The 12,856-nt window shown below is 54.1% G+C and carries 11 protein-coding genes and 3 tRNA genes; 8 read left to right on the forward strand and 6 right to left on the reverse strand.

The features are described from left to right. The first annotated feature begins 85 nt into the window (after positions 1-85). A complete protein-coding gene (gene punC / locus OK409_RS05980) occupies positions 86-1,288 on the forward strand; it encodes a purine nucleoside transporter PunC (RefSeq protein WP_033771637.1) in 1,203 nt (400 codons plus the stop codon). A 310-nt stretch (positions 1,289-1,598) separates the two neighbouring features. Next, on the forward strand, positions 1,599-2,747 hold the full coding sequence (gene cfa / locus OK409_RS05985) for a cyclopropane fatty acyl phospholipid synthase (RefSeq protein WP_033786194.1): 1,149 nt from the start codon (positions 1,599-1,601) through the stop codon (positions 2,745-2,747). Between the two features lie 336 nt (positions 2,748-3,083). Here the strand turns inward: cfa and OK409_RS05990 are convergent, their stop codons facing one another. Beyond that, positions 3,084-3,743: a riboflavin synthase gene (locus OK409_RS05990; protein WP_010670039.1), complete on the reverse strand. Its 660-nt coding sequence runs from the start codon at positions 3,741-3,743 to the stop codon at positions 3,084-3,086. 202 nt (positions 3,744-3,945) lie between these two features. Here OK409_RS05990 and OK409_RS05995 point away from each other — a divergent pair, with 202 nt between their 5' ends. The 6 genes from OK409_RS05995 (at position 3,946) to OK409_RS06020 (ending at position 8,014) form a co-directional block, all read left to right on the forward strand. After that, entirely contained in the window at positions 3,946-5,319 is a 1,374-nt protein-coding gene (locus OK409_RS05995) for an MATE family efflux transporter (RefSeq protein WP_022625743.1), read from the forward strand. 152 nt (positions 5,320-5,471) lie between these two features. After that, positions 5,472-5,548 (forward strand) — tRNA-Val (locus OK409_RS06000). 3 nt (positions 5,549-5,551) lie between these two features. After that, positions 5,552-5,628, forward strand: a tRNA-Val gene (locus OK409_RS06005). An 11-nt stretch (positions 5,629-5,639) separates the two neighbouring features. After that, positions 5,640-5,716 (forward strand) — tRNA-Val (locus OK409_RS06010). A 344-nt stretch (positions 5,717-6,060) separates the two neighbouring features. Continuing rightward, a complete protein-coding gene (pykF, locus tag OK409_RS06015; protein WP_010245613.1) occupies positions 6,061-7,473 on the forward strand; it encodes a pyruvate kinase PykF in 1,413 nt (470 codons plus the stop codon). 304 nt (positions 7,474-7,777) lie between these two features. Beyond that, a complete protein-coding gene (locus OK409_RS06020) occupies positions 7,778-8,014 on the forward strand; it encodes a major outer membrane lipoprotein (RefSeq protein WP_003853216.1) in 237 nt (78 codons plus the stop codon). 81 nt (positions 8,015-8,095) lie between these two features. Here OK409_RS06020 and OK409_RS06025 read toward each other — a convergent pair whose 3' ends face one another. The 5 genes from OK409_RS06025 to sufC are packed head-to-tail and all read right to left on the reverse strand — an operon-like array spanning position 8,096 to position 12,840. After that, positions 8,096-9,121 (reverse strand): L,D-transpeptidase family protein, encoded by a 1,026-nt coding sequence (locus tag OK409_RS06025; RefSeq protein ID WP_010245620.1) that lies wholly within the window; start codon positions 9,119-9,121, stop codon positions 8,096-8,098. A gap of 56 nt (positions 9,122-9,177) precedes the next feature. Further along, entirely contained in the window at positions 9,178-9,594 is a 417-nt protein-coding gene (gene sufE / locus OK409_RS06030) for a cysteine desulfuration protein SufE (RefSeq protein WP_010245623.1), read from the reverse strand. A gap of 21 nt (positions 9,595-9,615) precedes the next feature. After that, entirely contained in the window at positions 9,616-10,839 is a 1,224-nt protein-coding gene (gene sufS, locus OK409_RS06035) for a cysteine desulfurase SufS (protein ID WP_223565722.1), read from the reverse strand. After that, positions 10,839-12,119 carry a Fe-S cluster assembly protein SufD gene (gene sufD / locus OK409_RS06040; protein ID WP_052271702.1) on the reverse strand — a complete coding sequence of 427 codons (1,281 nt, stop codon included), beginning with the start codon at positions 12,117-12,119 and terminating at the stop codon, positions 10,839-10,841. Before sufD ends, sufS begins: the two co-directional genes overlap by 1 nt. After that, positions 12,094-12,840, reverse strand: a complete 747-nt coding sequence (gene sufC, locus OK409_RS06045) for a Fe-S cluster assembly ATPase SufC (protein WP_010245631.1) — start codon at positions 12,838-12,840, stop codon at positions 12,094-12,096. Before sufC ends, sufD begins: the two co-directional genes overlap by 26 nt. Between the last annotated feature and the right edge of the window lie 16 nt (positions 12,841-12,856).

The following is a 12,856-nucleotide window of genomic DNA, read 5'->3' on the forward strand; positions in this document are numbered from 1 at the left end:
CAGCAATCGGCAAATATTACCGTTTCACAGCAGCAAACGCACCTTTTACACTCTGCCGCGTTTATCCTGCAAAAATGAGAATCAGATGCTGTCGAATAAAGGGTTTATGCCCTACCTTGCCCTGCTGAGCATGCTGGGCTTTTTAGCCACTGATATGTACCTGCCCGCCTTTGGTGCGATGCAGCAAACCTTTAACACTTCACCCGGTCTGATCAGCGCCAGTATGAGTCTCTTCCTGGGCGGCTTCGCCGTGGGTCAGCTCTTCTGGGGACCGCTTTCCGATCGCATCGGTCGTAAACCGGTGCTGCTGTCCGGACTGGCCATGTTTGGCGCTGGCTGCGCAGGCATGCTGTGGGTGAATGATATCTATCTGATGCTGGCGCTGCGTTTTGTCCAGGCGATTGGCGTCTGTGCCGCTGCCGTAAGCTGGCAGGCGCTGGTGGTGGATCGCTACCCTGCAGCGCGCGCTAACAAAGTCTTTGCCACCATTATGCCGCTGGTTGCGCTCTCTCCGGCGCTGGCTCCGCTGCTGGGTGCCTGGCTGATCGGCCACTTCCACTGGCGTTCGATTTTCCTGGTGCTGACCCTGATTGCGGTGGCGTTGATTCTGACCACGCTGCGTCTGCCCACCGTGCGCAAGGCAGCGGGAGAAAAAGGTGCGCAGCCCGGCTTTTTCACGTTGCTTAAATCCCGGGTCTACAGCGGCAACGTGCTGATCTACTCCGCCTGCTCAGCCAGCTTCTTTGCCTGGCTGACCGGATCGCCCTTTATTCTGGCGGATCTGGGTCTGTCGCCCGCCGATATCGGTCTGAGTTATGTGCCCCAGACGCTCGCCTTTTTAATTGGCGGCTTCGGCTGTCGCACCCTGCTCAACCGCTTTAACGGCGCACAGTTGCTGCCCTGGCTGCTGGCCGTCTACAGCCTGAGCATTCTGGCGCTGTTTGCTGTTGCGCTTGCTGGCAGCAGCACGCTGGTAAGTCTGATGGTACCGTTCTGCGGTATGGCGCTGGCTAACGGCGCGATCTATCCGATTGTGGTGTCCAGTGCGCTGATGCCCTTCCCAACCGCTACCGGTAAAGCCGCCGCGTTGCAGAATACACTGCAGTTAGGACTCTGTTTCGCTGCCAGCCTGGCAGTGTCGGCCGGCTTAACTCAGCCGCTATTTACCACCACACTGATGATGACGGTGACAATTGTGCTGGCGCTGTTGGGTTACGCCATGCAGCGTGCCGCAAGCGCACAAACTGTTGTTGCCTCTGCGCAAACTGCCTGCCAGGATAATCAGTGACACACTGACTTTTTAGTTAGCGCCCTAACAATAAGTTATTGAATATTGACCCGCGTGAGCATATACTCATCCGGGTCAACAAATCTGTAATAAATCAACAATATAATAACGTAATAATCTGATTGGCACCCTGCTGCCGGGACGGTATTCGCGCGCGTTATTCTCACCTTACCCGACCTGCTGCAGGCTGTTCCAGTCCTCTGTATCACACAGATAACCGGTTTGCGGAGCCATCCGCATCGTTTCTCATTGCCTGAATAAATTGGCTACTCTTTGTTCAGGTTCAGATTGGACAGGTGGTGGAAAATCTATGAGTTCATCTTATGCAGAAGAAGTGAGCCTCGAAGAAAACCATTGGTATCGCATCGTTCATGAACTGCTGGAAAAAGCGGATATCGAAATTAATGGTTCACGTCCCTGGGATATTCATATTAATCATCCTGGTTTTTTTAAACGTGTTCTGCAGGAGGGCTCTCTTGGGCTCGGTGAGAGCTATATGGATGGATGGTGGGAGTGTGACCGGCTGGATATTTTCTTCCACCAGGTACTTAAACATAAACTCGATCAGCAGCTGCCTCATCACTTCAAAGATACGCTGCGCATTGCCGCCGCACGCTTAACCAATCTGCAGTCAAAAAAACGGGCGTGGATTGTCGGTAAAGAGCATTACGACCTGGGCAACGACCTCTTTTCACTGATGCTCGATCCCTATATGCAATACTCCTGTGGCTACTGGAAAGAGGCGACGACACTGGCGACGGCGCAGGAAGCCAAGCTGGATATGATCTGCCGTAAATTAGCGCTGGAACCCGGAATGTCACTGCTGGATATCGGCTGTGGCTGGGGCGGACTCGCGGAATTTGCCGCACGTTATTATGGCGTTAAAGTGCATGGCGTGACGATTTCCGCCGAACAACAGAAACTGGCGCAGCAGCGCTGCAGCGGATTAGACGTCACGATTCTGTTGCAGGATTATCGCGATCTGAATGAGCAGTTTGATCGTATTGTGTCGGTGGGTATGTTTGAACATGTCGGACCGAAAAATTACGCGACCTATTTTGACGTGGTCGATCGTAATTTAAAGCCTGACGGTATTTTCCTGCTTCACACCATCGGCGCGATTAAAACCGATATGAGTGTCGATCCCTGGATCGATAAATATATCTTCCCCAACGGCTGCCTGCCTTCGGTGCGCCATGTGGCCGATGCCAGCGAACCCCATTTTATTCTGGAAGACTGGCACAACTTCGGCGCAGACTACGACAAAACATTGATGGCCTGGCATGAACGCTTTTTGCAGGCCTGGCCAGAGCTGGCCGATAAATATGGCGAACGCTTTAAACGGATGTTCTCCTATTATCTGAATGCCTGTGCCGGTGCCTTCCGGGCGCGTGATATTCAGCTGTGGCAGATCGTGTTCAGTCGCGGTGTTGAGGGGGGATTACGGGTGGCGCGGTAGGGGTTAAAAAGCGGGCAATTAAGAAGGCGCTGCCCCGGCTGAACACTTGAAAAGAAGGGTCTGTTTTGCTTTAACAGGGAGCGTTGCGCAAGGAACGGGGTCAGATCGGAAAGTCGCAAAACCTGTCATCCCTGACACGCCCGGCCCACGCGATTACGCACCTCATCCCTGAGGTGCGCCCATATCCGGGCCAACGCTTTGCGTTGTTCAAAAACGCTCCCGGCGTTTTTATCCGGGCGGCGGGACGCTTTCCTCTTCTGACCCGGCGCCCTGCGCTTTTATAATGCTGACAGAGTAAAACCGATTGGGCTGTCTGCGGTGCTTACGCGCCTTTTATCAACTCTCTGTCGTTGACTGGCCGGTCAGCATGCTCATCGCCGCCGCGGCATCGCGCTGTGCTAACACCCGCTCAACGGTCTCCACGATTGCCTGCGTGTGCGGATCGATTTCAATATTCACCCGATCGCCAAAGGTCTTCGCCCCCAGCGTGGTACGCTCCAGCGTTTCCGGGATCAGATAGACGCAGAACTTAGTCTTAGTCACATCGCCTACCGTCAGGCTGATACCGTCGATGCCGACAAACCCTTTATGCAGAATATATTTCATCTGCGCCGCATCCTGGATTTTAAACCAGACTTCGCGGTTATGTTCTGACTGGATAATCTTGCAGATTTCAGCGGTGGTCATAATATGACCAGACATCAGATGTCCGCCTATTTCATCGCTGAATTTCGCTGCACGCTCAATATTGACCACATCGCCCTGACGTAAATCGCCAAGGTTAGTCACCCGCAATGTCTCTTTAATTAAATCAAAACTGACGCGGTCGCCTTCAATAGCCGTTACGGTTAAACAGCAACCGTTATGGGCTACGGATGCGCCCAGCGCCAGACCCGGTAAGAGCTCTTCCGGCAGGCGGACAGTGTGGGTACGAAACAGTTCTTTCTCTTCAATGGACACGATTTCTGCGGTGCCCTGCACAATACCGGTAAACATAGTCTTTGCCTCTGCGAAGTTTACGCTAGTTTATCACAGCTCAGGTCGGCTGTTAGATTTCAGCCCGCACCACCGCTTTATAGCGGAGCAAACCGCATTGTGTGACAAAGATTGGCGAATTCTGTTACGCCAGTTACACTAGCTCGCGAAATTTCCCGGGCTTCCTGCCCCTTTTAATTCATTCAATAAGTCAGGTGTTAACGTGCAGAAGTATTTAACAGAAGCGCGTCAATTGCTGGCCCTTGCGATTCCGGTCATCCTTGCTCAGGTGGCTCAAACCGCAATGGGATTTGTGGATACCATTATGGCCGGCGCAGTCAGCGCCACGGATATGGCCGCCGTTGCTGTCGGCACCTCTGTCTGGCTACCGGCCATCCTGTTTGGTCATGGTCTTCTGCTTGCATTGACGCCCACCGTTGCGCAACTCAATGGTTCTGGCCGCCGCGAACGCATCGGTGAACAGATCCGCCAGGGATACTGGCTCGCCTTTTTCGTCTCCCTGCTGATTATGGTGCTGTTGTGGCATGCCGGTTATCTTATCCGGGCGATGCATGACATTGATCCAGTGCTGGCGCTGAAGGCAGAAGGCTATCTGCATGCCCTGCTGTTCGGCGCGCCTGGCTACCTCTTCTTCCAGGTGCTCCGCAATCAATGCGAGGGGCTGTCGAAAACCAAACCCGGCATGGTGCTGGGCTTTTTAGGCCTGATGTTCAACATCCCGCTTAACTATGTCTTTATCTATGGCCACTTCGGCATGCCAGCCCTGGGCGGTGTCGGCTGCGGCGTGGCGACCGCCTCGGTCTACTGGGTGATGTTTATCTGCATGCGCTTCTGGGTGCGCCGGATGGGTAGCATGCGCGATATCCGTATGGAGAGCCGCTGGTCACCCCCTTCCCGTCCGATTCTGAGCCGCCTGATGACACTGGGATTGCCGGTGGCGCTGGCACTCTTCTTTGAGGTCACGCTGTTTGCCGTTGTCGCCCTGCTGGTTTCGCCACTGGGCATCGTTAACGTGGCCGGTCACCAGATTGCGCTCAATTTCAGTTCACTGATGTTCGTATTGCCGCTGTCGCTGGGTGTCGCGACCACCATCCGCGTCGGTTATCGTCTGGGTCAGGGCTCCACCGAGCAGGCCCGGGTCGCGGCCTGGACCGCCCAGGGTGTTGGCATCAGCATGGCGGCGCTGACCGCCATTTTTACCGTGACGTTTCGTCATCAGATTGCCCTGCTCTATAACGACAACCCTGAAGTGGTGACGCTGGCGGCACAGCTGATGCTGCTGGCGGCAATTTATCAGTTCTCAGACTCGATACAGGTGATTGGCAGCGGGATCCTGCGCGGTTATAAAGATACGCGGTCGATTTTCTTTATTACCTTTATCGCTTACTGGCTGCTGGGGCTGCCCGCCGGTTATCTGCTGGCGCTGACCGACTGGGTGGTGCCGCGCATGGGACCTGCGGGCTTCTGGTGCGGCTTTATTATCGGCCTGACCTCGGCTGCGGTGATGATGATCTGGCGCATCAGACGGTTACAGCAATCTCCGGCGGAGATTATCCTGACGCGTGCAGCGCGATAACGTTCGAGGCGGGTCATTCATGGCCCGCAATGACGAAAAAAACGACGGTTAGCACAGTTGCTGTGCAGTCATGGCGAAAAAACTATTTTCCCCTTGCCAGCCTCACACGCTGCCGTTAATATTCGTCCCCGCTGTCGCCCTGACAGCATGTTGCGCTCTTAGCTCAGTTGGTTAGAGCACCACCTTGACATGGTGGGGGTCGATGGTTCGAGTCCATTAGAGCGCACCAAGTGCGTCCGTAGCTCAGTTGGTTAGAGCACCACCTTGACATGGTGGGGGTCGGTGGTTCGAGTCCACTCGGACGCACCAATATTCAGTATGCGCTCTTAGCTCAGTTGGTTAGAGCACCACCTTGACATGGTGGGGGTCGATGGTTCGAGTCCATTAGAGCGCACCACTTTCAGAATTCCTTCAGCTTGCGCAACTCCACTTTTATTGATCTGCATCGCTTCCCCCTTCTGCTTTTTGATTGGTTTTCGCATACTTAGCGTCTATACTGTCCCGCGTTGCTTACTTGAAAGGTTTCAGCGATCACGTGCTTACTGCGATAACTCAAATGATTTGCGCAACAACAGCGTGGTGGTTACCAACCGTAACCGCACAACTTCCCTGCACGCCTGGCCTTCGTCACCTATTCTTACTCAGTACTGCCCTTTTCAGTCTCAATCAGAAATTTCACTTCGATGCGCTGCCATCGGATTCCGCCCTTATTCATCCATCACAACTTACAGAAAATCCGTCATGAAAAAGACTAAAATCGTTTGTACAATCGGCCCGAAAACCGAATCCGAAGAGATGCTGACTCAGCTGCTTGAAGCTGGCATGAATGTTATGCGTCTTAACTTCTCTCACGGCGACTACGCTGAGCATGGCCAACGCATCACCAACATGCGTGCCGTTATGCAAAAAACCGGCCGTCAGGCCGCTATTCTGCTGGATACCAAAGGCCCTGAAATCCGCACCATGAAACTGGAAGGCGGCAACGATGCGGCTCTGAAAGCGGGTCAGACCTTTACCTTTACTACAGACCAGAGCGTGATTGGCAACAGCGAGCGCGTTGCGGTGACCTACCCGGGTTTCACTGCTGACCTGAAAATCGGCAACACGGTGCTGGTCGATGATGGCCTGATTGGTATGGAAGTGACCGAAGTCACTGAAAATACCGTGGTGTGTAAAGTCCTGAACAATGGCGATCTGGGCGAAAACAAAGGCGTTAACCTGCCAGGCGTCTCTATCCAGCTGCCAGCACTTGCCGAAAAAGATAAGCGCGACCTGATTTTTGGTTGTGAGCAGGGCGTAGACTTCGTCGCCGCCTCTTTCATCCGTAAACGTTCAGACGTGCTGGAAATTCGCGAGCACCTGAAACAGAACGGCGGCGAGCATATCCAGATCATCTCCAAAATCGAAAACCAGGAAGGCCTGAACAACTTCGACGAAATCCTCGAAGCCTCAGACGGCATCATGGTTGCGCGTGGCGACCTGGGCGTTGAGATCCCGGTTGAAGAAGTGATCTTCGCACAGAAGATGATGATCAAAAAATGTAATAAAGCACGCAAAGTGGTCATCACGGCTACCCAGATGCTCGATTCCATGATCAAGAACCCGCGCCCTACCCGCGCAGAAGCCGGTGACGTGGCGAACGCCATTCTCGACGGTACCGATGCTGTCATGCTGTCAGGTGAGAGCGCCAAAGGCCGTTATCCGCTTGAGTCGGTCACCATCATGGCGACCATCTGTGAGCGTACCGATCGCGTGATGAAGTCCCGCATCGACAGCCAGAGTGATAACCGCAAAATGCGTATCACAGAAGCTGTCTGCCGTGGTGCTGTAGAGACCGCTGAGAAGCTGGAAGCGCCACTGATTGTGGTTGCTACCGAAGGGGGTAAATCTGCTAAAGCCGTACGTAAATACTTCCCGAACGCGACCATCCTGGCGCTGACCACCAATCCGATGACTGCCCGTCAGCTGATCCTGAGCAAAGGGATTGAGACACGTCTGGTGACTGAGATCGCTTCAACCGACGATTTCTATCGTCTGGGTAAAGAAGCGGCGCTGGAAAGTGGCTACGGCCAGAAAGGCGATGTCGTGGTGCTGGTGTCAGGTGCATTAGTACCAAGCGGAACTACCAACACTGCTTCTGTACACGTTCTGTAAAACGCTCTCTGACCATTATTTTGAAGCGCCTTTATCGGGCGCTTTTTTTTATTTCTACTTAAACCAAATGTCAGAAAATTCCAATCGAAAATAACTATTCAAATACTCTTAATATTAAGGTTAATCCGATTAAATCTCTCTGTTTTCGCTAAATTTTTTTATCATATTCTGTGATTCGCTGCTTCTTTGAGCGAACGATCAAATTTAAGCATCTTCTCATCAAAAATTTATTCTCAACTTAAAAAGCTTTGTGTAATACTTGTAACGCTACATGGAGATTAACTCAATCTAGAGGGTATAAATAATGAATCGTACTAAACTGGTACTGGGCGCGGTAGTTCTGGCTTCAACTATGCTGGCTGGTTGCTCAAGCAACGCTAAAATCGACCAGCTGTCTTCAGACGTTCAGACTCTGAACGCTAAAGTTGACCAGCTGAGCAACGACGTGAACGCAGTGCGTTCAGACGTTCAGGCTGCTAAAGATGACGCAGCACGCGCTAACCAGCGTCTGGACAACCAGGCTCACTCTTACCGTAAGTAAGAGTTCTGGTTTAAAAATGGCGCCTTTATGGCGCCATTTTTTTTGCTCCGAATTCAGTGCCCTTCACAGGCACTTATCCGTTCAGGGCTGAACCGCGTTGCCCTCAGCCTGTGTCACCGGGATATCAGCCCCCACAGATGCGCTCTCCAGCCCCGCAGGCGGCACGGTATCACTCTGCACCGGCTCCCCACTGCTGACCAGCACAGGCATGCCTGAGCGTCGCGCTAAGCTGGCTTTAATCAGGGCACTATCACTCTTCTCACTTTTCATAAACTGCTTCACTCCGGCAGTGAGTGCAATCGGCATGGTCTGTGGATCGTCCTTATCGTTGCGTGACAGCGGCTGATGCACTTCCACGTAGCGTTTCCCATCCGGCTCTACAGCGTACTTCACCGGCTGATTGATGATCTGTACCCGCGTCCCTTTCGGGGCTGAGTTAAACAGCGCTTCGATATCTTCTGAACGCAGACGGATGCAGCCTGAACTGACGCGCATGCCGATGCCGAATTTCGCATTAGTGCCATGGATCAGATACTGGCCGGTGCCGCGCGCCAGACGCATGGCAAACTGCCCCATCGGGTTATCCGGTCCGGCGGGGACCACGCCAGGCAGCGTAATGCCCTCTTTGGCGTAGCGTTTGCGGATGTTCGCCGTGGGCGTCCAGGTGGGATTAGGGATCTTCTGGCTGATCTGCGTCACCATCACTGGCGTGGCTGCACCCAGCTGGCCAATACCGATGGGATAGACAATGACCTTATCCTCCCCTTTGGGATAGTAGTAGAGACGCAGCTCGGCCAGATTCACCACAATCCCTTCGCGCGGCGTATCGGGCAGGATCATCTGCAGTGGAACCGTCAGCTGGGTGCCCGCTTTGGGCAGCCAGGGATCGGTACCGGGATTCGCCTCCAGCATGCTCAGCAGGCCGACCTGGTAGCGCGCTGCAATCGCTTCCAGAGGTTGTTTATTGTCAGGAACCTGAGTCAGGACGTTTTCGCCAATCAGGCGACTGTCAGGTGGTGGCAGCGGATATTCGGTGGCGAACGCGGGTGCAGAGAGCCCAAAGCAGGTCAGCAGCAATGCACCGGCTAAACGTAAAGCAGGTTTCATGCAATTTTCTCGTCAGATAAAAAAACAGACGCCGGATGGCGTCTGTGGAGTGTAACTTAGCTGAGGTTCTGAGCGGTATGGCGAATAGACCGAATCATCGCCTCCAGCCCCTGCGACCGGGTGGGCGTCAGGTGCTGCATCAGTGCCAGTTCGCCAAACCAGTGGCGCACATCCAGCGCCAGGATATCGGCGGGCGGCAGGTTCTGATAGAGGCTAAAAACGATAGCAATCAAACCTTTAACGATAGCGGCATCGCTGTCGCCTTCAAACGCAATGGAACCATCCGCCTGCGGGGTCATTCTGATCCACACCTGACTCTGACAACCCGAAATCACGTTCTCCGGCTGGTGCAAGGTTTCAGAAGATTCCGGAAGCTTTGAACCCAGCTCAATAATGTAGAGGTACTTCTCTTCCCAGTTAGCGCAACGGTTGAAGTTGCGAACCAGTTTCTCTTTTTCAGGCAAATTCGCCATCAGTGACTCCGTTAAAACTGTTCAGCCGCCCAGCAGACGATGAATGCGCGTCAAACCGGCAGCCAGACGATCCACTTCCTCTTCACTGTTATAGAACGTGAAGGAGGCACGGCACATCGCCGGTACATTGTAATGCTGCATCAGCGGCATCGCGCAGTGATGTCCGGTGCGGATGGCAATGCCATATTGATCCAGGAAGCTGCCGACATCGTAGGCGTGGTGTTTACCGAGATTGAAGGCGATAACGCCAGCTCGTGACTGCGGACCGTAGATCTGGATATCCGGAACGGTGCCCAGTTTATCGAGCGCATAGTTCATCAGTGCCGTCTCGCGCTGATGAATCGTATCCAGTCCCAGCGCCTGCACATAGGCCATCGCCGCACCAAAGCCGATAATACCGCCGGTATTCGGCGTACCCGCTTCAAAGCGCCACGGCGCACTGTTCCAGGTGGTGCCGGTAGGCAGCATGACGCGCTCAATCATTGAACCGCCCCCTTCCCATGGTGGCATCTCATCCAGCAGCGCTTTGCGGCCGTAGAGAATACCCACGCCGTTCGGTCCATAGAGTTTATGGCTGGAGAAGGCGTAGAAGTCGCAGCCGATATCCTGCACATCAACCTTGTCATGCATCACCGCCTGGGCACCATCCACCAGCGTTACCACGCCAGCGGCTTTTGCCTGAGCAACGATCGCCTTAACCGGATTAACCGTGCCGAGCACGTTTGAAACATGCGTCACCGCCAGCAACCGCGTACGGCTGTCGATCAGCCCCGCCAGTTGCTCCAGCGCCAGCTCACCGTTGTCATTTAATGGCAGGACACGCACTTCTGCGCCGGTGCGCTGGGCCAGCATCTGCCATGGAACGATATTGGCGTGATGCTCCATCTCAGTGATGATCAGGTTATCGCCAGCCTGGAGGTTACTGCTGCCCCAGGTGTTCGCCACCAGATTGATGCCTTCGGTGGTGCCTTTGACGAAGACAATCTCTTCCTGTGACTGCGCATTGATAAAACGGGCAGCCTGATCGCGCACGTTCTCCATGTCGCTGGTCGCCTGCTGGCTCAGCGTATGGATACCACGATGCACGGCCGCATAGCCGTGCTGATAGAAATGACTCTCGGCGTTAATCACCGAGAGTGGACGCTGTGCGCTGGCCGCACTGTCAAGATAGGCCAGCGGATGACCGTTGACCTCACGCTTCAGGATAGGAAAATCAGCCCTGATGCGTTCGAGATCGAAGTTCATCATATGTCGCCTCCGGGAAAACGTTGCGCGATACGCTGCAGCACGGCCTGACGCATCACCTCATTTTCCAGTGTCTCGGTCAGTTCTGCGGCAAACGCATGAATAATCATGGTCTGTGCAGCATCCTGCTCAATACCGCGCGAACGCAGGTAGAACATCTGCTCATCATCAATACGACCGATGGTGGCACCGTGGCTGCACTTGACGTCATCCGCATAAATTTCCAGCTGCGGTTTGGTATCGACTTCTGAGAGCTTGCCCAGCAACAGGTTGTTGTTGGTCATCTGCCCGTCTGTCTTCAGCGCATGCTGTGCCACTTTAATGTGGCCGTTAAACACCGCACGGCCTTTGTCACGCACGATGGTTTTATGCATCTGGCGGCTGACGCAGTGGCCCTTGTTGTGCTCCAGGTAAGTACGGGTATCCGCCACTTCCTGTTTCACCGGCAGCACCAGGCTGTTGATCGCCAGCGTGGTGTTTTCGCCGTTCAGCTGGGTACTGGTGTTGTGACGCGACAGCCCGGCACCCAGCAGGAAGCTGGTGCTGCTGACCTGGCCATCATTGCCAATGACCAGATCGTTATGCGCAAAGTGATAGCTGGCGCTGCTTTCAAAGGCCAGCTTCGTGTGCGTCAGTTTTGCATTGTCGCCTACCGCAAAGGTAAAGCGCGTGCCGGTGAAATGGGCGCGCTCATCCAGTGAAACGTAGTGCTCAATCACTTCCGCTTCGGCACTCTCTTCCAGCTGCAGGTGATGACGATAGTGAACCGTGTTCATACCCGTCTGCTGACCGCTGGTGATATGCAGCAGATAGACCGGACGCGCAGCGGATTTACCGCGTGCCAGACGCAGGGTCGTCACCTCTTCTGCCAGACTTTCTGTCAGATGCAGGAAGACTTCAGGCTGAACCGCAGCAGGCAGCGGACGGCGCTCGGCGGCCACGCTGTGCTGAACCTCAAACAGTTCGCAGTCGCGACTGCTGAAGGCTGGCTGGAACTGACCGTCAACATAGACCAGACGGATCGCATCCAGCGGCAGCGCCAGTGCATCAACCTGTTCAGCGCTCAGGGTCTGCGGCGCGTCAGGCAGTACAAACTGCTGTGACAGTAAGGTGTCCAGCGGCGTGTACTTCCAGTTTTCGTGCTTGCGGGTTGGCAGGCCAACGCGCATCAGTTGCTGCCAGTGCTGCTGTGCCTGCAGAGAACGCACGTCGCCACGCGACTCAAACAGGTGATGCCACTGTTGCAGCGCAGAATCACTCTTCGTCGGTAAGCCAGCCATAACCTTGCTCCTCCAGCTGTTTCACCAGCGAGAAGTCGCCAGATTTCACGATTTTGCCCTGATACAGAACATGAACGAAGTCTGGCTTGATGTAATCCAGAATACGCTGGTAGTGGGTCACGATGATAAAGGCACGCTTCTCGTCGCGCAGGCTGTTTACGCCATTCGCAACAATTTTCAGCGCATCGATATCCAGGCCTGAGTCGGTCTCATCCAGGATACAGAGCTCTGGCTCCAGCGCCGCCATCTGCAGAATGTCGTTACGCTTTTTCTCACCGCCGGAGAAGCCGACGTTGACTGAGCGGGTCAGCAGATCTGCCGGCATCTTCAGCAGCTCAATTTTCTCTTCAATGAAGTCCTGGAAATCGAAGCGATCCAGCTCTTCCTGCTGACGATATTTGCGTACCGCATTGACCGAGGTCTGTAAAAAGAACTGGTTGCTGACGCCCGGAATTTCTACCGGATACTGGAATGCCATAAAGATGCCTTCACCGGCGCGCTCTTCAGGGGCCAGTTCCAGCAGATCTTTACCTTTGAAGCTGACCGAACCGCCGGTCACTTCATAATCTTCACGGCCTGCCAGCGTCGCTGACAGGGTACTTTTACCTGAGCCGTTCGGGCCCATGATGGCATGTACTTCGCCGGGTTTAATTTCGAGATTCAGGCCACGCAGAATGGCTTTATCTTCAACACTGACCTGCAAATCTTTAATGCTTAACATACTTATTCCTTCACAT

The organism is Pantoea sp. RG18, assembly GCF_025910075.1.
Taxonomy (GTDB): domain Bacteria; phylum Pseudomonadota; class Gammaproteobacteria; order Enterobacterales; family Enterobacteriaceae; genus Pantoea; species Pantoea agglomerans.